22 protein-coding genes are annotated in these 23,165 nt (G+C 66.7%); 18 read left to right on the top strand and 4 right to left on the bottom strand.

Annotated features, from left to right (window positions below; genetic code table 11):
* Positions 1-8 precede the first annotated feature (8 nt).
* The 9 genes from AXYL_RS21845 (at position 9) to AXYL_RS21805 (ending at position 9,811) form a co-directional block, all read left to right on the top strand.
* Positions 9-977: a Bug family tripartite tricarboxylate transporter substrate binding protein gene (locus tag AXYL_RS21845; protein WP_013395038.1), complete on the top strand. Its 969-nt coding sequence runs from the start codon at positions 9-11 to the stop codon at positions 975-977.
* Between the two features lie 4 nt (positions 978-981).
* A complete protein-coding gene (locus tag AXYL_RS21840) occupies positions 982-2,169 on the top strand; it encodes an acyl-CoA dehydrogenase family protein (protein ID WP_013395037.1) in 1,188 nt (395 codons plus the stop codon).
* Between the two features lie 5 nt (positions 2,170-2,174).
* Positions 2,175-3,215 (top strand): acyl-CoA dehydrogenase family protein, encoded by a 1,041-nt coding sequence (locus AXYL_RS21835; RefSeq protein ID WP_013395036.1) that lies wholly within the window; start codon positions 2,175-2,177, stop codon positions 3,213-3,215.
* Between the two features lie 53 nt (positions 3,216-3,268).
* On the top strand, positions 3,269-4,039 hold the full coding sequence (locus AXYL_RS21830) for a spermidine synthase (RefSeq protein WP_013395035.1): 771 nt from the start codon (positions 3,269-3,271) through the stop codon (positions 4,037-4,039).
* 169 nt (positions 4,040-4,208) lie between these two features.
* Positions 4,209-4,961: a GntR family transcriptional regulator gene (locus AXYL_RS21825; protein ID WP_013395034.1), complete on the top strand. Its 753-nt coding sequence runs from the start codon at positions 4,209-4,211 to the stop codon at positions 4,959-4,961.
* Positions 4,912-6,258 (top strand): malonyl-CoA decarboxylase domain-containing protein, encoded by a 1,347-nt coding sequence (locus AXYL_RS21820; RefSeq protein ID WP_013395033.1) that lies wholly within the window; start codon positions 4,912-4,914, stop codon positions 6,256-6,258. The genes AXYL_RS21825 and AXYL_RS21820 overlap by 50 nt, the downstream gene beginning before the upstream one ends.
* 45 nt (positions 6,259-6,303) lie before the next feature.
* Positions 6,304-7,095 carry an enoyl-CoA hydratase/isomerase family protein gene (locus AXYL_RS21815; protein WP_013395032.1) on the top strand — a complete coding sequence of 264 codons (792 nt, stop codon included), beginning with the start codon at positions 6,304-6,306 and terminating at the stop codon, positions 7,093-7,095.
* 5 nt (positions 7,096-7,100) lie between these two features.
* The gene (locus AXYL_RS21810; protein ID WP_013395031.1) at positions 7,101-8,642 is read left to right on the top strand and encodes a malonate--CoA ligase; all 1,542 of its coding nucleotides are present in this window, start codon (positions 7,101-7,103) and stop codon (positions 8,640-8,642) included.
* A gap of 197 nt (positions 8,643-8,839) precedes the next feature.
* Complete coding sequence (locus AXYL_RS21805) at positions 8,840-9,811, top strand: Bug family tripartite tricarboxylate transporter substrate binding protein (protein WP_013395030.1); 972 nt, start codon at positions 8,840-8,842, stop codon at positions 9,809-9,811.
* Between the two features lie 42 nt (positions 9,812-9,853).
* On the opposite strand, the gene AXYL_RS21800 is transcribed toward AXYL_RS21805, so the two are convergent.
* Complete coding sequence (locus AXYL_RS21800) at positions 9,854-10,810, bottom strand: aldo/keto reductase (RefSeq protein ID WP_013395029.1); 957 nt, start codon at positions 10,808-10,810, stop codon at positions 9,854-9,856.
* A 273-nt stretch (positions 10,811-11,083) separates the two neighbouring features.
* Between AXYL_RS21800 and AXYL_RS21795 the strand changes: the two genes are divergently transcribed.
* The 3 genes from AXYL_RS21795 to AXYL_RS21785 all read left to right on the top strand — a co-directional run bounded on the left by AXYL_RS21795 (position 11,084) and on the right by AXYL_RS21785 (position 14,160).
* The gene (locus AXYL_RS21795; RefSeq protein ID WP_013395028.1) at positions 11,084-12,055 is read left to right on the top strand and encodes an ABC transporter substrate-binding protein; all 972 of its coding nucleotides are present in this window, start codon (positions 11,084-11,086) and stop codon (positions 12,053-12,055) included.
* Between the two features lie 418 nt (positions 12,056-12,473).
* Entirely contained in the window at positions 12,474-13,364 is an 891-nt protein-coding gene (locus AXYL_RS21790) for an ABC transporter permease (protein WP_013395027.1), read from the top strand.
* A 1-nt stretch (position 13,365) separates the two neighbouring features.
* Complete coding sequence (locus AXYL_RS21785) at positions 13,366-14,160, top strand: ABC transporter ATP-binding protein (RefSeq protein ID WP_013395026.1); 795 nt, start codon at positions 13,366-13,368, stop codon at positions 14,158-14,160.
* Between the two features lie 65 nt (positions 14,161-14,225).
* Here AXYL_RS21785 and AXYL_RS21780 read toward each other — a convergent pair whose 3' ends face one another.
* From AXYL_RS21780 to AXYL_RS21770, 3 genes are all read right to left on the bottom strand, one after another.
* On the bottom strand, positions 14,226-15,473 hold the full coding sequence (locus AXYL_RS21780) for an NAD(P)/FAD-dependent oxidoreductase (RefSeq protein WP_013395025.1): 1,248 nt from the start codon (positions 15,471-15,473) through the stop codon (positions 14,226-14,228).
* A 96-nt stretch (positions 15,474-15,569) separates the two neighbouring features.
* Positions 15,570-17,201, bottom strand: coding sequence for an NAD(P)/FAD-dependent oxidoreductase (locus AXYL_RS21775; protein WP_013395024.1), 1,632 nt, complete (start codon positions 17,199-17,201; stop codon positions 15,570-15,572).
* Positions 17,201-18,712: a polyamine aminopropyltransferase gene (locus tag AXYL_RS21770; RefSeq protein ID WP_013395023.1), complete on the bottom strand. Its 1,512-nt coding sequence runs from the start codon at positions 18,710-18,712 to the stop codon at positions 17,201-17,203. The genes AXYL_RS21775 and AXYL_RS21770 overlap by 1 nt, the downstream gene beginning before the upstream one ends.
* Positions 18,713-18,801: 89 nt before the next feature.
* Between AXYL_RS21770 and AXYL_RS21765 the strand changes: the two genes are divergently transcribed.
* The 6 genes from AXYL_RS21765 (at position 18,802) to modA (ending at position 23,152) form a co-directional block, all read left to right on the top strand.
* A complete protein-coding gene (locus AXYL_RS21765) occupies positions 18,802-19,188 on the top strand; it encodes a DUF350 domain-containing protein (RefSeq protein WP_041654065.1) in 387 nt (128 codons plus the stop codon).
* A 41-nt stretch (positions 19,189-19,229) separates the two neighbouring features.
* On the top strand, positions 19,230-20,261 hold the full coding sequence (locus AXYL_RS21760) for an SPFH domain-containing protein (RefSeq protein ID WP_013395021.1): 1,032 nt from the start codon (positions 19,230-19,232) through the stop codon (positions 20,259-20,261).
* A 6-nt stretch (positions 20,262-20,267) separates the two neighbouring features.
* On the top strand, positions 20,268-21,737 hold the full coding sequence (locus AXYL_RS21755) for a DUF4178 domain-containing protein (protein ID WP_013395020.1): 1,470 nt from the start codon (positions 20,268-20,270) through the stop codon (positions 21,735-21,737).
* A 4-nt stretch (positions 21,738-21,741) separates the two neighbouring features.
* Positions 21,742-21,903 (top strand): hypothetical protein, encoded by a 162-nt coding sequence (locus AXYL_RS35195; RefSeq protein ID WP_013395019.1) that lies wholly within the window; start codon positions 21,742-21,744, stop codon positions 21,901-21,903.
* On the top strand, positions 21,900-22,250 hold the full coding sequence (speD, locus tag AXYL_RS21750; protein WP_041654064.1) for an adenosylmethionine decarboxylase: 351 nt from the start codon (positions 21,900-21,902) through the stop codon (positions 22,248-22,250). The genes AXYL_RS35195 and speD overlap by 4 nt, the downstream gene beginning before the upstream one ends.
* Before the next feature lie 143 nt (positions 22,251-22,393).
* Entirely contained in the window at positions 22,394-23,152 is a 759-nt protein-coding gene (gene modA, locus AXYL_RS21745; RefSeq protein WP_013395017.1) for a molybdate ABC transporter substrate-binding protein, read from the top strand.
* Positions 23,153-23,165: the final 13 nt, after the last annotated feature.

The following is a 23,165-nucleotide window of genomic DNA, read 5'->3' as shown; positions in this document are numbered from 1 at the left end:
AGACAAGCATGATGAAGAAACTATTGGCCGGCGTCGCGCTGGCTTGCATCGGCGTCACGGGCCAGACCATGGCCCAGGACAGCTATCCCAACCGCCCGATACGCATCGTGGTGCCGTTCTCACCAGGCGGCGCGACCGACATCATGAGCCGCTTGCTGGCGGAAAAGCTCAGCGGCAAGCTGGGTCAGCCGGTGATCGTCGAGAACAAGCCGGGCGGCGGCACCATGATCGCGTCCGACTACGTGTCGCGCGCCGAACCCGATGGCTATACCTTGCTGATGGCGGCCTCGTCGCTGGGCATCGCGCCCAGCATTTACGCCAAGGTGAACTACGACCCGATCAAGGACTTCGCGCCCATCAGCCAAGTGGCCTCGGTGGTGCACGTGCTGGAGGTACATCCCTCGGTGCCGGCCAAGAATGTGGGCGAACTGATCGCCTACCTGAAGGCCAATCCGGGCAAAGTGAGCTACGGCTCGGTCGGCACGGGCAGTTCGACCCATCTGGAGGCCGAACTCTTCAACAGCATGGCGGGCGTGCAGATGACGCACATCCCGTACAAGGGCAGTGCGCCGGCGCTCAACGATCTGGTGGCGGGCCGCCTGCAGGTCATGTTCGATGCCTGGGCCTCGTCCGGCCCCTTCGTCAAGGACGGCAAGCTGCGCGTGCTGGCGGTGACCACCGCCCAGCCTTCGGCCTCGGTGCCGGACCTGCCGACGGTGGCGGCCTCGGGCCTGCCGGGCTATTCGGCCATGCCCTGGCTGGGCCTGGTGGCGCCGGCGCGCACGCCGCAGCCGGTGGTGGACAAGATCTACAGCAACCTGGCGCAGATCCTGCAGCAGCCCGACGTCAAGGCGCAGTTCACCGGCCTGGGGCTGGACATCATCGGCAGCGATCCCAAGACTTTCGCCGCCTTCATCCGCCAGGACGTGACCACCTGGGCCAAGGTCGCGCGCGACTCGAACATCCGCCTGGAGTAATGGCATGACGCAGTTGGAAAGCGCCGCGCGGGAAGATGAGGCGTTCCGCCTGGACCTGCGCGGCTGGCTGGCATCGGCCTACGCCCGTTTCGTCAAGGATTGGCCGGGTGGGGCGGATCCGCGCAGCCTGGATTTCAGGCGCGCGTGGGAGGACACCCTGTGCGCCAACGGCTGGTCCGGGCTGGGCTGGCCCAAGGAACACGGGGGCCGCGCCCTGCCGCTGTCGCGGCAGGCGGTGTTCCACGAAGAGCACGCGCGCTGCGGCGCGCCGCTAGGCGTGAACCTGATCGGACACGGCATCCTGGCGCCGACCCTGCTGCATTTCGGCAGCGAGGCGCAGAAGCGCCGTTTCCTGCCCGGCATTCTGTCGAACCGCGAAGTCTGGTGCCAGGGCTATTCGGAGCCGGGCGCCGGCTCCGACCTGGCGTCGGTGCGCACACGGGCGGAGGCCGCGCCCGGCGGCTATCGGCTGAACGGCCACAAGATCTGGACCTCGTTCGCCGACCGCGCGCAGTGGTGCTTCGTGCTGGCGCGTACCGATCCGCAGGCGGCCAAGCACAGGGGCCTGAGCTTCCTGCTGGTCGACATGCGCAGCCCCGGCGTACGGGTCGAACCCATCCGGCAGATCACGGGCGAGGCCGAATTCTGCGAGGTGTTCTTCGAAGACGTGTTCGTGCCCGGGGACTGCCTGCTGGGCGAGCCGAACCAGGGCTGGAAGATAGCCATGGCCGCCGCCAGTTTCGAGCGCGGCACTTACTTCATCCCGCGGTTGGTGCGCTTCGCGCAGGAACTGAGCGAGGTGCGCGAACTGGCCTTGCGCGCCGATGCCCATGGCCATGTGCCGGCGTCTTCGGCGGCGGTGCGCCAGCAGTGGGCGTGGCTGGCGGCCGACAGTCACGTGCTGGCGCTGAAATCGCAGCGCGCGCTGGCCGGCGCGATGCGCGGGGATCCGCCGGGGCCGGAGGGCTCGTCCACCAAGATCCATTGGAGCGAAGCACATCAGCGCTTGCTGGAACTGTCGCTGCAATTGCTGGGCGAGGACGCATGCCTGGCGGACGGCGCGCCCGACGCGCATGCCGCCGAACTGACGCACGCCTACCTGTGGTCGCGCGCCGAAACCATACTGGCGGGCACCTCCGAAATCCAGCGCAATATCATCGCCGAGCAGATGCTCGGCCTGCCCAAGGCTTGAACCTCATGGATCTGCATCCGACCGAAGACCAGCGCATGCTGGACGACGCGGCCCGGCGATTTCTGGCCGACCGCCATCCGCCATCCGTGGCCCGCGCCGCGGCCTGCAAGCCCTATGAAGCGCGCCTGGCGCAGTGGCGCGAGATCGCCGCCCAGGGCTGGCCGGCCTTGCTGGCGCCGGCCGAACAGGACGGGCTGGGACTGGGCATGCGTGAAGCCTGGATCGTGGCCGAAGCCGCCGGGCGGCACCTGCTGAGCCTGCCGCTGGCGGCCAATATGGTGGTGCTGCCAACCTTGTGCGCGGCGGGAGCGGCAGGGTTGGCCGCGCAATGGGCGGGTGCCGTGATGGCGGGCGATACGTATTTCGCCGACGCCGCCATGCGTCCCGACGGCTCCGCCTTTATCGAAGGCGCGGGCGAGGGCGTGCGCGTCCTGGCGGCGCGGCGCCTGGACGCCACCCACCTGCGCTTGGAGGTGTTGGCGCCAGTGTCCGGTTCCGCCGGACTCGATCCGACCATGCCCGTGGCGCGCGTGGTCCGTCCGCGGGTGCTGGAGAGCGTCGAACTGGAGGTCGAGGCTGGAACCTGGGAGCGGTTGCGCACGCGGCTGCGCCTGCTGCGTTCGGCCGAGCTGCTGGGGGCGGCCTCGGCCGCGCTGGAAATGGCCGCAGCCCATGCGCGCGAGCGCCGCCAGTTCGACCGCGCCATTGGCGCCAACCAGGCGATCAAGCATCGCTTGGCCGAGGATTGGATGGCCTTGGACGACGCCAGACTGGCGGGCATCGCGGCCGTCGCGGCGCATGATGCGGGCGCCGCCACGACGGAACGCGACAGCCTCTTCGCGCCGCTGCTGGTGGTCGAAGCCGGCCGGCGCGCCGCGCAGAACGCCATCCAGGTCCATGGCGCCCTGGGCGTCACCTGGGAGTGCGATGCGCATCTGTATCTGAAGCGGGTGCTGCGCCTGGCAGCCAGCCTGCAGGCGGAAGCGTCGCGCGCGGAACTGCTGGAACGCATCTGGGAGGGCGGGGGCGTCAGGCAGGCGGCCTAGCGCCATGGTCGGGCGCCTGACGCAAGGGCGGCGTCCGACCTACAATCGCCGCCATGCACAAATCGAACTTTCCTTCCGAGCTGGACCAGCCGACCCTGTCCGAGGTGGACGGCGTCCGCTATCTGCACTTCAACACCGTCTGGGTCCAGGGCGCCATGCGCATCAAGAATCCGTCGGAGCTGGTGCTCGAATACACCGCCCAGATGATGGCCTGGCTGCTGTTCCTGGAGCCGCCCAAGGACGAAGCCATCGGCATGCTGGGCCTGGGCGCCGGCTCGCTGGCGCGCTACTGCGTCAAGCACACGCGCAGCCCGCTGCTGGCCGTGGAGTGGAATCCGCGCGTGACGGCGGCCTGCCATATGTTCTTCCGTCTGCCTGGCGCGAATCGTCTCGAAGTCGAGCACGCCGATGCTGGCGCCTGGGTGGCCGATCCCCTGAACGCGGGGCGCTGCCCGGTGCTGATGGTGGACCTGTACGACGCTTCCGCCGAGGGACCGGTGCGCGATAGCGTGAAGTTCTACCGCGACTGCCGCCGCGTGCTGGGCGAGGTCGGCGTGCTGGCCGTGAACCTGTTCGGCCGCCACGAGAGCTTCGGCAAGAACATCGACAACCTCTCCAAGGCCTTCGACGACCGCATCGTGCTGCTGCCCGAAGTCGAAGCGGGCAACCAGATCGTGCTGGCATTCTCCGGTCCGCGACTGGAAGTCACGCCCGCCGAATTGCTGGCCCGGGCCGAGGTGGTGGAGGCCAAGTACGGCCTGCCGGCGCGCCGTTGGGCCCGCTCGCTGACCCGCCACGCGGTGGACGGGGTATTGCACTTCTGACGTCCAGTCCAATTTTCCAAGGACGGGCCACCGGGCCTCCGCAAGGCGGGGGGCCCTTTTTTTCTTAGGGTAGCTACCGAGACGTAAGGGGTTTTCTTTTTCCCGCATCCGGCTCTATCATGGTCTTATTCATAATTATGAATTACGGCATAGTCCAGGCCGCTGACCCATGACCCTACCCATCGTCCGGCAAGCCCTCTACCTGGAAGTCGCGGACCGCCTGCGCGGCATGATCCATGCGCGCTCCCTGCGTAACGGCGAATGGATCGACGAATTGCGCCTGGCGGGCGAGCTGGGCATTTCGCGCACTCCCTTGCGCGAGGCGCTCAAGGTGCTGGCCACCGAAGGGCTGGTGCGGCTGGAGCCGCGCCGGGGCTGCTTCGTCAACGAGCTGTCGGCGCAAGACCTGGAAGACATCTTCCCACTGATGGCCATGCTGGAAGGGCGCTGCGCCTTCGAGGCCGCGCGCAAGGCCAGCGATGCGCAACTGGCCGAACTTGAGCCGCTGCACGCGGCGCTGGCGGGCCACGCCCAGGCCGGCCGCATCGATGCCTACTACAAGACCAATTACCTGATCCACGAGGCGGTGCAGGCGCTGGCCGGCAACCAATGGCTGTCGGACATGGTGGGCAATCTGCGCAAGGTGCTGAGCCTGTCGCGCCACCGCAGTCTGTCGCAGCCGGGCCGCATCCAGCAGTCCTGCGCCGAGCACCTGGCCATATTCGAGGCGCTCAAGGCGCACGACTGCGAGGCCGCGCAAGCGCTCGCGCACAACCATCTGATGCGGCAGCTGGAAGCGCTGCGCGCATTGAGCCATGCGGATGCTGCCGACGCGGCGCCGTCCGATCCCATCGTCATCGAGGAGCCCGCCCATGTCCGCACCCGCCAATCTCGCACCCGCGCGCGGCGCACGCACGCCTGAGCCCGAGGCCGATGCCGTCGAGGCGGCGGCCGGTGCCGCGCCGGCCGTTGCCGCTGCTGCCGCCGCTGAAAGCGCCGGCCTGATGTCCCGCCTGGGCAAACTGTGGGAACGCGGCCGGCTGCCCAGCGAATCCGAAGTCCGGCGCCTGTTCGAAGCGCGCCTGACCGATGTGGCCGCCAACAAGCTGGCGCGCCGCTGGTGCGAGCAGTACAGCGCCGCGGACGGCAAGGACCGCCGGCTGATGCTGACGGCGCTGGCGCAGGCGCGCGGCGGCTATGCGGGCGACGGCGGCGAGGGCGTGCGCCTGTTCAAGCGCTTCAACGCCCAGCCCCAGGGCCTGCGCTTCCTGGTCGAACTGCGCGCGGACATGCTGCGCTGGCGCAAGCAGGTGGCGGGCATCCAGACGCTGGACAAGGATCTCGAAGGCCTGCTGTCCGCCTGGTTCGACGTGGGCCTGCTGGAATTGCGGCCGCTGACCTGGGATTCGCCGGCGTCGCTGCTGGAAAAGCTGATCCTCTACGAGGCCGTGCACGAGATCACCTCCTGGGACGACCTGCGCCGCCGCGTTTCGCCGGACCGCCGCTGCTACGCCTACTTCCATCCGCAAATGCCGGGCGTGCCGCTCATCTTCGTGGAAGTGGCCTTCGCCAGCCAGATGGCCGACAACGTGCAGGTGCTGCTGGACAGCACCTTGCCGCCGCAGGACCTGGACAAGGCGCGCTGGGCCATCTTCTATTCCATCTCCAACACGCAGCCCGGCCTGAAGGGCATCAGCTTCGGCAATTTCCTGCTCAAGCGGGTGGTCGAGCAGCTGCTGCACGAACTGCCCAAGCTGAAGTCCTTCGCCACGCTGTCGCCCATCCCGGGCTTCGCCGATTGGCTGGCCAAGCTGGACGCCGAGGCGGTGGAGGCCATCGTGCGCGAGGACAAGGTGCGCGCCAAGTCGCGCAAGCGCGAGGGCGTGCCCGATGGGCAGCGCTGGGTCGCGCGCCTGGCCAAGGCGGCCCAAGGCAAGGCCGTGGACGTGGTCAAGCGTGCCGCTTTCCGCCTGACGGCCAATTATCTGCAGTCCATGAAGAACGGCATGCCGGTGGACGCGGTGGCGCGTTTTCACCTGGGCAACGGTGCGCGCATCGAACGGCTCAACTGGGCCGCGGATACCTCGGTCAAGGGGCTCAAGCAGTCCTGCGGCATGATGGTGAACTACCTCTACGACCTGGACGAACTGGACGACAACCTGGCCCTGCTGGGAGAAGGCAAGCCGCAGGTCAGCCGCGGCGTGGGACGCGTGGCGTAAGCGCCGCGCCCGCTACCCAACAACATAAGAAAGAGGGCAGGAGACATGACGGACAACGTGGCCGGCCGCGTGCTGCTGGAGCGCGAGGGCGATCTGGCCCGGGTGACGCTGTCGCACCCGGGGCGCCTGAACGCGATCACGGTGGGCATGTGGCATGAACTGCGGGACGTATTCACCCGTGTCGCGCAGGACGACGCCCTGCGCTGCGTGATCGTGCGCGGCGAGGGCGGCAATTTCGCCGCCGGCGCCGACATCCGCGAATTCCCCGCGCAGCGCGGCGACATGGCCGGCGTACAGCGCTACCACCGCGAGGTGCTGGCGCCTGCCCTGCAGGCGGTCGCCCTGTGTCCGCATCCTGTGGTGGCGCAGATCGAGGGCGTATGCGTGGGCGGCGGCCTGGAGATCGCCAGCCAGTGCGATCTGCGGATCGCCGGCGAGTCGGCTCGCTTCGGCGTGCCGATCAACCGCCTGGGCTTTCCCATGGCACCCGACGAAATGAGCGGCCTGCTGGCCCTGGTCGGGCGCGCCGCCACCCTGGCCATCCTGCTCGAAGGCCGCGTCTTCGGCGCCGAAGAGGCCCGCGAACTCGGCCTGCTGACCCGCATCGTCGCCGACGACCAGGTGGCCGACGCGGCCACGCGCAGCGCCCGGCGCATCGCCGCCGGCGCGCCGCTGGCGGCCCGCATCAACAAGCGTTTGTCGCGCAGGCTCGCCGCGGGCGGCGCTTTGACCGAAGCCGAATACCAGGATTATTTCTCGTACGCCGACAGCCGGGACCACAAGGAGGGCGTGCGCGCTTTCCTGGCCGGCGAGGACCCTTCCTTTTCCGGAGACTAGACAAGGTGAGCAACGCAAATCTATACGCTGTCCTGCAAGGCGGCTTTCCCAAAGACCGCAGCAAAGTCGCGCTGGAAACGCCCGACCTGCAATACACCTGGGACGATATTGATCGCGCCACCGCGTGCCTGGCCAACCTGCTGACCTCGCTGGACCTGCCGGCGGGTTCGCGTGTGGCGGTGCAGGTCGAGAAATCACCCGAAGCGCTGCTGCTGTACCTGGCCACGCTGCGCGCCGGCCTGGTGTACCTGCCGCTGAACACCGCCTACCGCGAATCGGAAATCGAGTACTTCCTGGGCAACGCCGAGCCGGCCGTGGTGGTCTGCGCCAGCAAGAACCTGGACTGGGTGCAGCGCGCTGCCGACAAGGCAGGCACCGCGCACGTGTACACGCTGGACGAGGACCGCAGCGGCTCGCTGCTGGATGCCGCCGGCGGTCTGCCGCAGACCTTCAAGACCGTGGCGCGCCAGCCCGATGACCTGGCCGCCATTCTGTACACCTCCGGCACCACCGGCCGCAGCAAGGGCGCGATGCTGTCGCATGGCAACTTGGCGGCCAATGCCCGAGTGCTGCACGAGTACTGGGGCTGGCGCTCGGACGACGTGCTGCTGCACATGCTGCCCATCTTCCATGTGCACGGGCTGTTCGTGGCCTCGCATGGCGCCTTGCTGGCCGGCGCCAGGATGATCTGGCTGCCCAAGCTGGACGTCGACCAGGCCCTGCGCTACCTGCCGCAGAGCACGGTAATGATGGGCGTGCCGACCTACTACGTGCGCCTGTTGGCCGACCCGCGCTTCGACCGCGACGTTTGCGCCAACATGCGCCTCTTCATTTCGGGTTCGGCGCCCTTGCTGGCCGAGACCTTCTCGGACTTCCAGCAGCGCAGCGGCCACGCCATCCTGGAACGCTACGGCATGAGCGAGACGGTCATGCTCACCTCCAATCCCTATGACCCCAAGCTGGGCGAGCGCCTGGCAGGCACCGTGGGCCGCGCCTTGCCTGGCGTGCAGGTGCGGGTGGTCGACGATGCCGGCATCGCGCTCGCGCCGGGCGAGATCGGCAATGTGCAGGTGCGCGGACCGAACGTGTTCTCGGGCTACTGGCGCATGCCGGAAAAGACCCGCGAGGAATTCACCGCGGACGGCTGGTTCAAGACCGGGGACGTGGGCCGCTGGGGCGGCGAGTCCGCCGGACGCGATGTGCCCGCGGACTACCTGTCCATCGTGGGCCGCAGCAAGGACCTGATCATTTCCGGCGGATTCAACGTCTACCCCAAGGAAATCGAGACGCTGATCGACGACATGCCCGGCGTGGCTGAATCGGCGGTCATCGGCGTGCCGCATGCCGATTTCGGCGAGGCCGTGGTGGCAGTGGTGGTGCCCAAGGATGGCGTGGCGCTGGACGCGGACGCCATGCAGGCCGAGCTGAAATCGCGCATCGCCAATTTCAAGGTGCCCAAGCGCCTGCACATCGTCGGCGAACTGCCGCGCAACACGATGGGCAAGGTGCAGAAGAACGTGTTGCGCGAAACCTATAAGACGCTCTGACGTTCGCCCGGACCGCTGCCCGGCTCCGGGTAGCGGATTTTCCCGGCCGGGCGCGGCGTTCGCGCTGTGCAGGCCATCTTTCAGGAGTCCACGTCCACACCCAACCGCAGGTCCAGGCAGCCCATTCCCTACAAGAACTTCAAGAGACGAGACGCACAAAACCGCGCCGTCCCCATGCTGCAGCAAGAGGAGACAATATGAAATATCGCACCACCGCCGCGGCCGTGTTCGCCGTGGCCGCCCTGGGTTTTGGCGGTGTCGCCGCCGCGCAATGGCCCGAACGCCCGATCACGCTGATCGTCCCGTTCCCCGCCGGCGGCGGCACGGACACCTTCGCTCGTCCGCTGGCCCAGCAACTGACCACGCAGCTAGGCCAGCCCGTGGTCATCGACAACAAGGGCGGGGCAGGCGGGACCGTGGGCGCGGGCGTCGCGGCCAAGGCCAGGCCCGACGGCTATACCTTCTTCATGGGCGGCGCGCATCACGCCTTGGCCCCCTCGCTGTACAAGAACCTGAACTACGACATCCAGAAGGACTTCGTGCCGGTAGCGCTGGTGGCGCAGCCGCCGCAGGTCATCGTCATCAATCCGGCCAAGCTGCCGGTGAAGACGGTCCAGGAACTGATCGACTACGCCAAGAAGCGTCCCGGAGAAATCAACTTCGGCACGGCGGGCAAGGGCAGCACGCACCACCTGGCCGGCGAACTGTTCGCCATGCAGACCGGCATCAAGCTGGTGGACGTGCCCTACCAGGGCGCGGGGCCCATGCTGTCGGCCCTGATCGGCGGGCAGGTGGACCTGGCGTTCGACGGCCTGGGTTCGTCCGCGGGCCATATCCGTTCCGGCACGATCAAGCCGCTGGCCGTGGCCGCCACCGAGCGTTCGCAATCGCTGCCCGACGTGCCGACCGCCGCCGAGGCCGGCGTGCCGAACTACGTGGTGTCGACCTGGTACGCGATCTGGGCGCCCGCAGGCACGCCCAAGGAAGCCGTGGACAGGATGAGCGCCGAGATCACCAAGGCCTTGAACGCGCCGAAGATCAAGGAAACCTGGGCCGGCAACGGTTCGGCCGTGCCCACGCTGACAGGCGCCGAGTTCGGCAAGTTCGTCGACAGCGAGGTTGGGCGTTGGGCCAAGGTGGTGAAGGACTCGGGGGTGAAGCTGGATTGATGGCCGTAAGTCAGGCGCGCGTCCTATGGCGCGCGCCTACCCTCACCGCCATTCACTCGCCTGGCTCAGCTTGGCCAGCTGATCATGCGTCAGCGTCAGGCTGGCAGCCTTGACCAATTCGTCCAGTTGTTCCAGCGAGGTCGCGCTGACGATGGGCGAGGTGATGCCGGGTTGCGCGATCTGCCAGGCCAGTGCGGCCTGGGCGGGCGTGCAGCCGGCATCCTCGGACACTTCGTCCAGCGCTTTCAGGATGCGGTAGCCGCGCTCGTTGAGATAGGCCTCGACGATCTTGCGGCCGCGTGGGCTCTTGCCTGCGTCGGCCGCGCTGCGGTATTTGCCGCTGAGGAACCCGCTGGCCAGCGCGTAGTAGTTGATCGTACCCATCTGCTGCGTCTTCACCAGGCTTTGCAAGCCCGACTCGAAGGGCTCGCGCCGGTACAGGTTGTACTCGGGTTGAATGCTCTCGTAGCGCGGCAGGCTGTGCCGCTCGCTCGCGATCAGCGCTTCCGACAGCCGCACCGCGGTGTAGTTGGATGCGCCGATGGCGCGCACCTTGCCAGATTCGATGTGTTTGGCGTATTCGGCCAGGGTATCGGTCAGCGGCGTGTCGGGATCGTCCTGGTGCGACTGGTACAGGTCGATGTGGTCCGTTTGCAGCCGGGCCAGGGAAGCTTCCAGCGAACGGCGGATGTAGGCCGGCGCCAGGCCCTTGGCGTCGGGCCCCATCTCCATGCCGACCTTGGTGGCGATCAGTACCCGGTCGCGCTTGCCCGAGCGCTTGAGCCATTTGCCGATCAGGGCTTCGGATTCCCCGCCCTGGTTGCCCGGAACCCAACGGGAATACACATCCGCCGTGTCGATGAAGTTCAGGCCGGCGTCCACCAGCGCGTCCAGCAGCGAGTAGGTGCCGGCTTCGTCGACGGTCCAGCCGAAGACGTTGCCGCCGAAGGTGAGCGGGGGGATCTGCAGGCCGGAACGGCCCAATGCGCGTTTGATCATGGTGAGGCCTCTGGATGCTGCGGTTGGCGGCGGGTAAAAAGTCCGGTTTCTGGGTATCCGGCCGATGCGATTCCGGGCTTTTTCAGTATATTTACGCCGCTGCGCCCCGTCGCGGGGCATGCCGTTGCGGCATGCACCATTTCAGGGATTCCCCCGAAACGTTTTGGGTGGGCGGCAAGTTAGACTATACGGCTTTATGGCTAGTCCGGCCGGCGGGGAGCCGCCAGCGGCGCCGTAATAATGAGCAAATACAAGGGTTCAAGGAGCTTAACTATGCTGATCGGAAAAAAACATTTTCTGACGGTTGGCGCCATGGCGCTGGCGATGGCTATCGCCGCGCCGGTGGCGGCGCAGCAGAAGTCGGTGGCGGTGACCGCCATCGTCGAGCATCCGGCGCTGGACGCCGTGCGTGACGGGGTGCAGGACGCCCTCAAGCAAGCCGGCTACGAGCCGGGCAAGAACCTGAAGTGGCAATACCAGAGCGCCCAGGGCAACAACGGCACCGCCGCCCAGATCGCGCGCAAGTTCGTCGGCGACAAGCCCGACGCCATCGTCGCGATCGCCACGCCCTCGGCCCAGGCCGTCGTCGCGGCCACCAAGGACGTGCCGGTGGTGTATTCCGCCGTGACCGATCCGGTCGCCGCCCAGCTGGTCGCCAGCATGGACGCCTCGGGCACCAACGTGACCGGCGTGTCGGATCTGCTGGCCCTGGACAAGCAGGTCGAACTGATCAAGAAAATCGTCCCCAACGCCAAGCGCGTGGGCATTGTCTACAACCCGGGCGAAGCCAACTCGGTCGTGGTTGTGAAGAAGCTGCAGGAAATCCTGCCGAAGTCGGGCATGAGCCTGGTCGAAGCGGCCGCGCCGCGTTCGGTGGACGTGGCTTCCGCGGCCCGCAGCCTGATCGGCAAGGTCGACGTCATCTACACCAACACCGACAACAACGTCGTGTCGGCCTATGAGTCGCTGGTCAAGGTCGGCAACGACGCCAAGATCCCGCTGATCGCGTCCGACACCGACAGCGTCAAGCGCGGTGGCATCGCCGCCCTGGGCATCAACTACCGCGACCTGGGCGTGCAGACAGGCAAGGTGGTGGTGCGCATCCTGAAGGGCGAGAAGCCCGGCGCCATCCCTTCGGAAACGATCTCCAAGCTCGAGCTCTACGTGAACCCGGGCGCGGCCGCCAAGCAGGGCGTGACCCTGTCCGACGCGATCATCAAGTCGGCCGCGGTGGTTGTGAAGTAATAATCAGCCGTATCTGCCCCGCCATGCCTACCCGGCGTGAGCGGGGTTTGTTTTAGTTTTTGGTGTCTTGCCTTACCCCATGGTCTTCAGGGCGGCAGCATTCACAAGATGCTCGCGGCCCGGCGCAATGTGCTGGTCTTGAATGGCCGGCGGCCCGCCTTACGGCGTTGAGCCCGCCCGGCGTTTTTGCTCCCTGAATGGTCCTGCAGACTCCTGCTGGCGGCGCGGCCGCCCGGCACGGGAACGCTTTGGCAGGAAACGAGAGAAAATCCACCGCCGAGAAACGTTTCTTGCGAAAGCTGGGGTAAAACTGACCCCGAAACGCAAGATATCCGACGTTGCAACTCTTTAATATGCTCGTTTCTTGCCTTCGTGCAAGTTCTTAACATGCTCGCTTCTTACTGATTGGATTTGACCCATGTCATTGTTCTCGTTGTTAGGCGCGTTGGAGATCGGCCTGATCTTCAGCCTGGTGGCTCTGGGCGTGTATATCTCGTTCCGTCTGCTGCGCTTCCCGGACCTGACCGTTGACGGCAGCTTTCCGTTGGGCGGCGCGGTCTGTGCCACGCTGATCGCTTCGGGCACCGACCCGTTCCTGGCCACCGTCATCGCCACGGTCGCCGGCGCCGCGGCCGGACTGGTCACCGGCTGGCTGAACGTCAAGCTGAAGATCATGGACCTGCTGGCCAGCATCCTGATGATGATCGCGCTGTACTCGGTCAACCTGCGCATCATGGGCAAGCCCAACGTCCCGCTGATCACCGAATCCACCGTATTCACCGTCCTGCAGCCCGAATGGCTGTCGGACTATGTCGCCCGGCCGCTGATCCTGATCGTGATCGTGATCCTGGCCAAGCTGGCGCTGGACTGGTTCTTCGCCACGCAGACCGGCCTGGCGGTACGCGCCACCGGCTCCAATGGCCGCATGGCCCGTGCCCAGGGCGTCAATACCGGCCGCATGATCCTGGGCGGCATGGCGTTGTCCAATGCGCTGGTGGCGCTGGCGGGCGCGCTGTTTGCCCAGACCCAGGGCGGCTCGGACATTTCCATGGGCATCGGCACCATCGTGATCGGCCTGGCCGCCGTGATCGTGGGCGAAAGCATCTTGCCGTCGCGCAAGCTGGTGCTGGCGACGCTGGCCGTCATCATCGGCGCCATCGTCTACCGCTTCTTCATCGCCCTGGCGCTGAACAGCGATTTCATCGGCCTGAAGGCGCAAGACCTGAACCTCGTCACCGCGGTGCTGGTCACGTTCGCCCTGGTCATTCCCATGCTCAAGCGCCGCCTGGTCGGCAAAAAGGTGCGCTGATATGTTGTCCGCAAAAGACCTGAAAATTACGTTCAACGCTGGCACGCCCATCGAGACCCGCGCCTTACGCGGCCTGTCGCTGGAGATCCCCTCGGGCCAGTTCGTGACCGTCATCGGCTCCAATGGCGCCGGCAAGTCCACCTTCCTGAACGCGGTGTCGGGCGACCTGCCGGTCGACTCCGGCCGCATCGACATCAACGGCGTCGACGTCACGCGCCAGCCGGTGTGGGCGCGCGCGGGCCGCGTGGCCCGCGTGTTTCAGGACCCCATGGCGGGCACCTGCGAAGACCTGACCATCGAAGAGAACATGGCGCTGGCGCAGATGCGCGGCGCGCGCCGCGGCTACAGTCGCGCGGTCAAGGCCTCCATGAAGGAGGGCTTCCGCGAGCGCCTGGCCACGCTGGGCCTGGGCCTGGAAAACCGCCTGACCGACCGCATCGGCCTGCTGTCGGGCGGCCAGCGCCAGGCGGTCAGCCTGCTGATGGCGGCCTTGCAGCCCTCGCGCATCCTGCTCCTGGACGAGCACACCGCGGCGCTGGATCCGCGCACGGCGGACTTCGTGCTGCAGCTGACGGCGCGCATCGTCGCCGAAAGCCAGCTCACCACGATGATGGTGACGCACAGCATGCGCCAGGCGCTGGACGTGGGCGACCGCACCGTCATGCTGCATCAGGGGCAGGTGGTGCTGGACGTATCGGGCGACGAGCGCCGCGGCATGGATGTGCCGGACCTGCTGGCCATGTTCGAGCGCGTGCGCGGCGAGAAGATTTCCGACGACGCCTTGCTGCTGGGCTGAGCGCCAGTTGCCGGCTGCGTGAGTCGCAGCCGGTTCCCGCAGGCTGTGCAGGGCGGCCTGCCGGCCTAGATGAACCGGCCCGGCCGGAACGCCTCGTGGCCGGCAGCCGCAACGCCGTCGCACATGAGTTCTCCCAATATCCTCGCGGTGCCGGGCGCGGTGCTGAAACCGATGTGCTGATGCCCCAGCGCCAGCCACAGGCCGGGGTGGCGCGGCGCCTCGCCTATCATCGGCCGGCTGTCGGGCAGCGTTGGACGCCGCCCCAGCCACGCTTCGGGATCCAGTCGCCGCTCCAGCGGAAATGCTTCCCGAGCCCGCGCTTCAGCCAGTTCCAGCTGCAGCGGCCGAGCAGGCGCCTCGCAGGCGTCCAGTTCCACGCCCGTGGTCAGGCGCAGCCCGCGCGCCATGGGCGACAGCACATAGCCGCCGCCGGTGTCGTAGACCGGACGCGTCAGGCTGGCGCCGTCCACGCCGCTGTAATGCATGTGGTAGCCGCGCTCGAACGCCATGGGCAGGTCTATGCCCGTTGTCTTCAGCAGGCGCTTCGACCAGGGGCCGAGCGCCACCACCAATCGATCCGCTGCCACTGATTCGGACCCTTGGGCGTCTTGCACGATCCAGCCCTGGCCCTCGCGGCGGATGGCGCTGGCGGTCAGGCATCTGAACGTGCCGCCGGCTCGGCGGAACAGGGCGGCGTAGGCCGCCACCACCTCGTGCGGATCATCGACGGAATACGAGCCCTGGATCCATAGCGCGCGCTGGAAGATCGGTGCGAGCGCGGGTTCGATTTCCGCCAGCTCGCCGGGTGCAAGGATCTGGGTCGGCACCTGGTACTGGGCAAAGGTCTTGCGCGACAGTTCGCCGCTGTTCCAGCCCTGTTCAGACCGGTACAGGAAAATCCAGCCGGTATCGCGCAGCCGGTGCGCCGCGCCCGATTCGTTCAACAGCCGCAGATGCTCCGGCGCCGAAAGCCGGATCAGACCGTCCAACGCCTCCACGGTCTGCCTGAACACCGCCGGTCGGGCGTTGAGCAGGAAGCGGGCGGCCCAGCCCAGGTTCTGCGCCAGATAGCCCAGCTTGTAGCGGAACTGCACGGTGTCGTTCTTCAGCAGCCGGGGCAACTGGGCCCACAGGCCCGGATGGTTGAACGGCATCAGCGAACTGCGGGCGATCACGCCGGCGTTGCCCAGCGAGGTTTCCAGCCCCGGCTCCTGCCGGTCCACCAGCGTGACGGACAGGCCGCGGCGCTGCAGTTCCAGCGCGCAGCAGACGCCCACGATACCCGCGCCTAGGACAACGACGTGCTTTCCCATGTCTTTTTATCTGAGTCCGGTCAGGAGGTGCCGTGATGCCCGGCAAGCTCGCGGAATTGTATTGCAGGCGGCCGGCGAAAACGCGGCGCGCGAACTTCAGGCCTGCGGCGGCTTTTGGCCCATGATCCGCCCAGCGGCAGCCACGCCCCACCACGAGGCTTCCTCGAACACGGAATAGCCCGATAGGTCCGAGTGCGCGAACAGGATCGGACCGTCCACGTCGCGCAGCGCGGCCAATCCCCGATTGGACAGGTAGCCGCATAGCGGCGAGGCCATGGCATGGCCGCGCACCGTGATTTCCAGTTGGTGCGCGTGGCGCCAGAATTCCTGGCCGTAGGCCGCGACCAGATCCGACGCGGCCTCGGCCCGCAGTTCCTCCGGACTGGCGCGCGTCAGCCACTGGCGCGCGGCCTCGGGCTTCATTTCGCTGAGCGCGTGGTAGGCGGTGAAGACGCAGCGCGGTGTACGGGCCACGCGCAGCAGCTGGTGCGTGGAGACGACGTAGCCCAGCGCCTTGCCCTGATAGACGACGTTATCCCAGGACAACGGTTCGCCAGGGACTTCGGCGGGATAGCTTTCCATGACGAAGTTCGACACCATCCAGGGCGCATGCGGCGGCGCGTGCACGGCCGGATCGTAGCCGTAGGCGCGGATGTCGGGCAGGATGCGCTGGGCCACGAACAACGGCATTGCGCACACGGCGCGGCGGGCCTGCACCGTGTATGCGGCAGTCGAACTCAGGCAAGTGACCTGCGGTCCGGCGGCCGTTTCCTGCATCCGGACCGCGGTGCCGGCAACCAGCCAGCCGGCATGGCCGAGCTTGTCCGTGATGGCGTCGCGCATGCGCTGCATCAACGTCGACAGGCCGCCGGGCCAGGTCAGCACGGCGCCTTCGCCCGCGTTTTCGGCATGGCCGTCGCGGCTGGCGAAATAGTGCAGGCCGGCCCAGGCCGAAACCACGTCGTACTGCGCGCCGTAGTCGTCGCGGCAGCAGTAGTTCAGGTACCAGTGCAGCGCGGGCGAGGTATAGCCTTCGCGTTCCAGCCATTGCTTGAACGTGATGGCGTCCAGCGCGCGCCAGGCCGGGTCCCGCGACGAAAGCGTGAGCGGGATGCTGAAGACCTTGCGGCCGTCGTTGCCGGTCTGCGTGTGCAGGCGTTCGATCAGGGCAAGAAATTTGCGATGCTGCGCCAGGTCTGCTTCCGGTAACCCGCTCATGGGCAGCAGGCTTTCTTCCCAGCGGCCGTCGCGCAGCAGGCGTTCCTGGGGCGAGTGCACCAAAGCGGTTTCGTCGTAGTAGGGGCGGGCCTCGCTTGCGCCGCGCTCGATGATGCCGAAGTCGGCCAGCATCTCGCGCACATGGGTGGAGGCCAGCGAGGGCAGCGGCAGGTAGTGGGCGCCCAAGGGGTAGTCCAGGCCGTCGCGCAGGCCGGCGGCGGCATTGCCTTCGAATTCGGGACCCTGCACCACCAGGAAATCGGTATGCCCTTCGCGCGCCAGCTTCCAGGCGCAGGACAGGCCCGCCACGCCCGAGCCCAGTATCACGACGTCGCGCTGGTGGTTGGCCGAGGGCTGTGGCCAGGCTGCGCCGTCGCGCAGGGCGTGGCCCGCCTGCATGCCTGGGTAATGGATTTCCGGCGTGGTCTCGACGATGCGCGAACGGTAATACCCGGCGGTGCCGGCAATCGCTGCCGTGGCCGCGCCCAGCAGGAAGCTGCGCCGCCGCATCAGCGGATGACCTTGCGCCAGTCTTCGTCGAAGTAGCGCACGAGCGACTGCTCGTTCAAGCGGTTCGGCGGCATCGCCAGCGCGGGCATGTCGGCGGGGAAGTGGAATAGTTCGCGCGTCGTGACCGGATCCAGATAGCGTGTCGGCACGGTAATGCTGGCGGGCGGCTCGTAGTCGCGGCGCTTGCTGGCAAGGATGAAACCCCAGTCGCCGAAGGACGGCACATAGGTGTGGTACGGCCAGGTGTTCAGCCCGGCTTCCTTCAGGGTGGCATCGACGCTCCAGAACGAGCGTGGCGCGAAATAGGGTGAGGTGGACTGCACCACCATATAGCCGTTCTCGGCCAGGTGGCGCGCCATCAGGTGATAGACCGGCACCGAGTACAGGCGGCCCAGGCCGAAATTGGACGGATCGGGAAAATCCACCACGATGTAGTCATAGACCTCGGCATGGGTTTCCAGCCAGCGGCCGGCATCGTCGTTGATGACCGTGACTCGCGGATCCTTCAACGACCCCTGGTTCAGCTTGACCAGCGGCTCGGAACGCGAGAACAGGCCGGTCATGGCCGGATCCAGATCCACCAGCGTCACGCGTTCGATATTCTTGTATTTGAGGATTTCGCGCACGGCCAGGCCGTCGCCGCCGCCCAGCACCAGCACGTTGCGCGCCCAGGGCAGGGCTTGCAGCCCGGGGTGCACCAGCGCTTCGTGATAGCGGTGTTCGTCGCGCGACGAGAACTGCAGGTTGCCGTTGATGTAGAGGCGCAGGTCGTCATGCCAGCGCGTGACCACCAGGCGCTGGTATTGGGTGGTTTCCGCATGCACCACGTCGTCCCCGTACAGGCCCTTCTCGGCCCAGGCCGTCATGTTGCCGGAGTAGATGAAGCCCAGCCCCAGGAAGCCGATCACTACGCTGGCGCGGATGGCTTTCTCGCCGGGCCGGTGGAGCTCCGCGCGGAACAGCCAGGTGGTCCACAGCGCCACGCTGGCGTTCATGATGCCGAAGAGGAAGCTGGTGCGCAGCAGGCCGAGCTTGGGGGCGAGCAGCAGCGGGAACACCAGCGACACGGCCAGTGCGCCCAGGTAGTCGAAGGTCAGCACGCGGCTGACGATTTCGCGGAACTCGGTCTTGCGCTGGTTGAACACCCGCATCACCAGCGGGATCTCCATGCCGACCATCAGGCCGATGAGGAACACGCCTACATACAGGGCCGCGCGGAAGGGCGCGGCCATCCAGGCGAAGACCAGGAACAGCACCGCGGCGGAGACGCCGCCCAACAGGGCGACCAGCAGCTCCACATCGATGAAGCGATTCAAAACGTCTTCGTCTCTTACATATTTTGACAACCACGAGCCTATGCCCATGGCGAACAGATAGCAGCCGATGACGGAAGAGAACTGCAGTATCGAATCCCCCAGCAAATAGCTGGCCAGCGCGCTGCTGATGAGCTCATAGCCCAAACCGCAGGAGGCGACGATCAATACCGAAAGAATGAGAACGCGGTCGCGCATGAGGTGTCCGACACGAAAAATGCGTTCGCAGTATATCGAACGCGCCGTATATACTGCGCGCAATTAGGAGGGTGGCAATGGGAGAAGCAATGCATCCGGTGGTGACCTATCTGATCTATATGGCGTCCGCGCTTGCCATGCTGGGTGTCTTCACCCTGGTCTACACGGCCGTCACGCGCTACAAGGAATTCGAGCTGATCCGAGAAGGCAATATCGCCGCGGTGCTGTCATATGGCGGCGCGCTGGTGGGCTTCAGCTTTACCTTGTGCTCCAGCATCGCGATCCACGCCAGCTATGCCATGTTCCTGCTCTGGGGGCTTGTGGCCATGTTGGTGCAGATCGTCGTGTACGTGGGCGTGTCCCAGGCCGTGCGCGGCATGAACGAGGCCATCGAAGAAAACAACATCGCCATGGGCGGGCTGATCGGGTCGATTTCGATCGCCGCCGGCATCGTCAACGCCGCCAGCCTGACCTGATACGGACAGGCGCCGAACCCGATCTGACAGGAGGACTACTCATGAGTCTCGGTTCATTCATCCGCAAGCAGTTCATCGACATCCTGCAATGGAACGAGGACCGCGACGGCGTGCTCGCCTGGCGCCATCCGATGCAGGACTTCGAAATCCAGTATGGCGCCAGCCTGACCGTGCGCGAGTCGCAGATGGCGGTGTTCGTCAATGAGGGTAAGGTGGCCGACGTGTTCGGCCCCGGCATGTACAAGCTGACCACGCAGACGCTGCCGATCCTGACCTACCTGAAGAACTGGGACAAGCTGTTCGAGTCGCCCTTCAAGTCGGACGTGATCTTCTTCAGCACCCGCCTGCAACTGGGCCGGCGCTGGGGCACGGCCCAGCCGGTGACCCTGCGCGACAGCGAGTTCGGCATGGTGCGCCTGCGCGCCTTCGGCGTGTATTCCTACCAGATCTCCGATCCCGCCAAGTTCTACCGCGAGATCAGCGGCACGCGCGACGAATACACCGTGGACGACCTGGAGGCGCAGTTGCGCAACATGGTGGTCGCGGCGATGACGACGGCGCTGGGCGGCTCCAAAGTGCCGTTCCTGGACATGGCCGGCAACCAGGGGTTGATGTCGCAGAGCATCGCCGAGCAACTGGGACCGGTGTTTGACCGCTACGGCGTCAAGCTGGACAACTTCACGGTCGAGAACGTTTCGCTGCCGGAAGAACTGCAAAAAGCGCTGGACACCCGGATTTCCATGGGCATGGCCGGCGACCTGGGCAAGTTCACCCAGTATCAGACCGCCACGGCCATCCCGATGGCGGCGCAGAACGAGGGTGGCATCGCCGGCATCGGCGCGGGCCTGGCGGCCGGCGCGGCGCTGGGCCAAACCATGGCCGCGGGCCTGGCCGGCGCCCAGGGGCAGCCGCAGCAGGCGGCGCAGCCGCCAGCCCAGCAGGCGCCTGCCGCAGCGGGCGGCGATCCGGCGCAGCGGCTGCAGCAGCTCAAGGACCTGCTGGACAAAGGCCTGATCACGGCCGCGGACTACGATTCGGCCAAGGCCGAAGTGCTGAAGAAACTCACCAGCTAAGGCTCCATGCAGCAGGTTCTGTGTCCGCAGTGCGGCGCCCCAGTCAAATTCACGTCCGCGGCATCCGTCATGGCGGTCTGCGGCGCCTGCCGCAGCACTTTGCTGAAGGACGCCGAGTCGGTCAAGCGCATCGGCGAGGCCGCCGAAGTCCTGGAGGACTACTCGCCCTTGTGCCTGGGCGCGGCCGGCACCCATGAAGGCAAGCGCTTCGATCTGATCGGCCGCATCCAGCTGCGCTACGAAGACGGCTTCTGGAACGAGTGGTACCTCTGGTTCGAAGACGGCTCCGACGGCTGGCTGTCGGACGCCTCGGGCCAGTACGCCGTGACCCGGCGGCGCAAGGTCAAGTCCACGCAAGGCATGCCGGCGTTCGACGACATCGCGCCCGGCGACGAATTGAAGCTGGACGGGCAGCGCTACACCGCCGCCGACGTGCGCGCCTGCCAGGCGGGCGGCACGCAAGGCGAGCTGCCGTTCGTGCCGGGCGAGGGCTGGCTGGCCAAGGTGGCGGATTACCGCTGCCTGGACGCGTTCCTCACACTGGACTTTTCCGACGGACCCGAGCCCGAGCTGTACATCGGCAAGGCGTTCGACCTGTCCGCCATGCAGGCGGCATCGTTGCGGACCAACGAGCAGGTCGAGGAGACGGCCGGCCGTTTCCGTGGCCAGATCAAGGCGCTGGACTGCCCGAACTGCGGCGGGCCGATAAGTTTCGTGGCCGCCATGGCCACCCAGGTGGTCTGCCCCTCGTGCGCGGCCGCGGTCGACTGCTCGGGTCCCACCGCCGAAGTCATCGAGAAGGCCCGCAAGGTCAAGGCCGTCAAGACCACGCTGGCGCTGGGCGCGGTGGCCAAGATCGACGGCGCTTCCTATACGCTCATCGGCCTGATGAAGTGCGCCGATCCGGATCCCGAGGAACCGTCCGACTGGATCGAGTACCTGCTGTTCAATCCGGTGAAGGGATTCATCTGGCTGGTGGAAACCGACGAAGGGTGGGAGCGCGTGCGGGTGTGCGACACCTGGCCCAGCCACAACAACGCCAGCAGCGTGCGCTGGAACTCCAAGCTTTATCAGAAACTGTACGACTACACCTCGCGCGTGGAGCTGGCGCTGGGCGCGTTCAACTGGCGCGTCAAGGTCGGCGACAGCACCAAGATCACGGATTACAAGGCTGGCAACCTCAAACTGACCCGCGAGCTGAGCGAGTCCGAACTGGGCTGGTCGGCCTCGGGGCCGGTGGCGCCGGCGCAATTGGCCGAATGGTTCGGGGACCCTGAACTGGCCAAGCAGAAGGCCATGCCGCTTAGCGGCAAACCCGGGGGGTATCGCAAGTTTGCCTGGACGGCCCTGATCGCGCTGGCCTTCCTGAACTTCGACAATATCTTCAGCGGGGGCATCGTTCCTCTTCTGATCGGCGCGGCGTTCCTCTGGATTCCGGCGGCGCTGGCGGACAAACTATCCGGCAAGGACGAATGACAAGATGGGCAAGCTGCTATATACCGTCTACGCCATTGTGGTGGTGATCTTCGCCACCGGGGTCAGCTCGCCGGGCGCGCGCATGTCTGGCGGCGGCTCCGGCAGCAGCTGGGGCAGCAGTTCGTCCGGCGGCTCGGGCTGGTCCTCGGGCGGATCCCACAAGTGACCCCGCATGCTACCCCTGGCCGCCACGTGCTGGCGGATTTCCGCGGCGTGCCGGCGGATCGCCTGACCGACGCGCAGGCGCTGGAACGCGATCTGGTCGCCGCGGCGCAGGCGGCGGGCGCGCGCGTGCTCAGCGCGCATTTTCATCATTTCGGCGACGGCGCTGGCGTGACCGGCGTGGTCCTGCTGAGCGAATCCCACATCAGCATCCACACCTGGCCCGAGCACCAGTTCGCCGCGCTGGACGTCTTCATGTGCGGCGCGGCGCGGCCCGAGCTGGCGCTGGAGCACCTGCGGACGCTGCTGGCGCCCGAGTCGGTGCACGCGACCACGGTGGCGCGCGGCTGAAGCCTGCGCCGGGTCCTGGGCCGGAAGCCATGGCCACCACTCCTTGATATTGCTCAACGGTCCCCCGGGAAGCCAAATTGACGGGCGTTATATACCTATATATATTTCGTTACCGACTTAGCGATTTCCTCTGGGAGAAGAACATGTTCTGCAAACGTCCGATCGTGGCGCTGTCCTTGGCGCTGGCCGCCGCATGGGGCGCCAATGCCAACGCCGGCGACCTGGTGGTGTCGGCCGCCGCCAGCCTGACCAATGCCTTCAAGGAAGTCGCGCAAGGCTACGAAAAAGAGCACGCCGGCACCAAGGTCATCCTGAACTTCGGCGCTTCCGACGTGCTGCTGCAGCAGATCGTCAAGGGCGCGCCGGCCGACGTGTTCGCCTCGGCCGACCAGAAGGCCATGGACAAGGCGGTCGAGGAAAAAGCCGTCAAGCCGGCCTCCCGCGTGGACTTCGCCGCCAACCAGGTGGTGCTGATCGTGCCCGCCGACAGCAAGGCCAACATCACCGCGCTCAAGGACCTGACCCGCGACGACGTCAAGCGCATCGCCTATGGCAACCCGGCATCGGTGCCGGTGGGCCGCTATACCCAGGGCGCGCTGGAAGCGGCCGGCCTGTGGAAGGAAGTGCAGGCCAAGAGCGTGCTGGCCCAGAACGTGCGCCAGAGCCTGGACTACGTGGCGCGCGGCGAGGTCGACGCGGGCTTCGTGTTCGCGACCGACGCGGCCATCATGGCGGACAAGGTCAAGGTCGCGGTACGCGTGCCGTCGCAGACGCCGGTGACCTATCCCATCGCCGTCACCACCCGCGAAGCCGCCGCCAAAGAAGCCGAAAGTTTCGTCGCCTATGTGCTGTCTCCAGCGGGTCAGGCGATACTGTCGCGCTACGGCTTCCAGAAGCCCTGATACCTGTTGAATC

The sequence above is a fragment of the Achromobacter xylosoxidans A8 genome (assembly GCF_000165835.1).
Classification (GTDB): Bacteria; Pseudomonadota; Gammaproteobacteria; order Burkholderiales; family Burkholderiaceae_B; genus Achromobacter; species Achromobacter xylosoxidans_B.
The sequence above is the reverse complement of the archived record's forward strand: the minus strand, read 5'-3'. Positions and strand labels throughout refer to the sequence as shown.

What these genes read in the sequence shown, in the direction of transcription:
- AXYL_RS21805 (WP_013395030.1), top strand. Translation starts at nt 8,840, where the DNA reads ATGAAATATCGCACCACCGCCGCGGCCGTGTTCGCCGTGGCCGCCCTG.
- AXYL_RS21755 (WP_013395020.1), top strand. Translation starts at nt 20,268, where the DNA reads ATGCAGCAGGTTCTGTGTCCGCAGTGCGGCGCCCCAGTCAAATTCACG.
- AXYL_RS21845 (WP_013395038.1), top strand. Translation starts at nt 9, where the DNA reads ATGATGAAGAAACTATTGGCCGGCGTCGCGCTGGCTTGCATCGGCGTC.
- AXYL_RS21825 (WP_013395034.1), top strand. Translation starts at nt 4,209, where the DNA reads ATGACCCTACCCATCGTCCGGCAAGCCCTCTACCTGGAAGTCGCGGAC.
- AXYL_RS21830 (WP_013395035.1), top strand. Translation starts at nt 3,269, where the DNA reads ATGCACAAATCGAACTTTCCTTCCGAGCTGGACCAGCCGACCCTGTCC.
- AXYL_RS21770 (WP_013395023.1), bottom strand. Translation starts at nt 18,712, where the DNA reads ATGCGCGACCGCGTTCTCATTCTTTCGGTATTGATCGTCGCCTCCTGC.
- AXYL_RS21765 (WP_041654065.1), top strand. Translation starts at nt 18,802, where the DNA reads ATGCATCCGGTGGTGACCTATCTGATCTATATGGCGTCCGCGCTTGCC.
- AXYL_RS21790 (WP_013395027.1), top strand. Translation starts at nt 12,474, where the DNA reads ATGTCATTGTTCTCGTTGTTAGGCGCGTTGGAGATCGGCCTGATCTTC.
- AXYL_RS21785 (WP_013395026.1), top strand. Translation starts at nt 13,366, where the DNA reads ATGTTGTCCGCAAAAGACCTGAAAATTACGTTCAACGCTGGCACGCCC.
- AXYL_RS21820 (WP_013395033.1), top strand. Translation starts at nt 4,912, where the DNA reads ATGTCCGCACCCGCCAATCTCGCACCCGCGCGCGGCGCACGCACGCCT.
- AXYL_RS21780 (WP_013395025.1), bottom strand. Translation starts at nt 15,473, where the DNA reads ATGGGAAAGCACGTCGTTGTCCTAGGCGCGGGTATCGTGGGCGTCTGC.
- AXYL_RS35195 (WP_013395019.1), top strand. Translation starts at nt 21,742, where the DNA reads ATGGGCAAGCTGCTATATACCGTCTACGCCATTGTGGTGGTGATCTTC.
- AXYL_RS21835 (WP_013395036.1), top strand. Translation starts at nt 2,175, where the DNA reads ATGGATCTGCATCCGACCGAAGACCAGCGCATGCTGGACGACGCGGCC.
- AXYL_RS21795 (WP_013395028.1), top strand. Translation starts at nt 11,084, where the DNA reads ATGCTGATCGGAAAAAAACATTTTCTGACGGTTGGCGCCATGGCGCTG.
- AXYL_RS21775 (WP_013395024.1), bottom strand. Translation starts at nt 17,201, where the DNA reads ATGCGGCGGCGCAGCTTCCTGCTGGGCGCGGCCACGGCAGCGATTGCC.
- modA (WP_013395017.1), top strand. Translation starts at nt 22,394, where the DNA reads ATGTTCTGCAAACGTCCGATCGTGGCGCTGTCCTTGGCGCTGGCCGCC.
- AXYL_RS21840 (WP_013395037.1), top strand. Translation starts at nt 982, where the DNA reads ATGACGCAGTTGGAAAGCGCCGCGCGGGAAGATGAGGCGTTCCGCCTG.
- AXYL_RS21760 (WP_013395021.1), top strand. Translation starts at nt 19,230, where the DNA reads ATGAGTCTCGGTTCATTCATCCGCAAGCAGTTCATCGACATCCTGCAA.
- AXYL_RS21815 (WP_013395032.1), top strand. Translation starts at nt 6,304, where the DNA reads ATGACGGACAACGTGGCCGGCCGCGTGCTGCTGGAGCGCGAGGGCGAT.
- AXYL_RS21800 (WP_013395029.1), bottom strand. Translation starts at nt 10,810, where the DNA reads ATGATCAAACGCGCATTGGGCCGTTCCGGCCTGCAGATCCCCCCGCTC.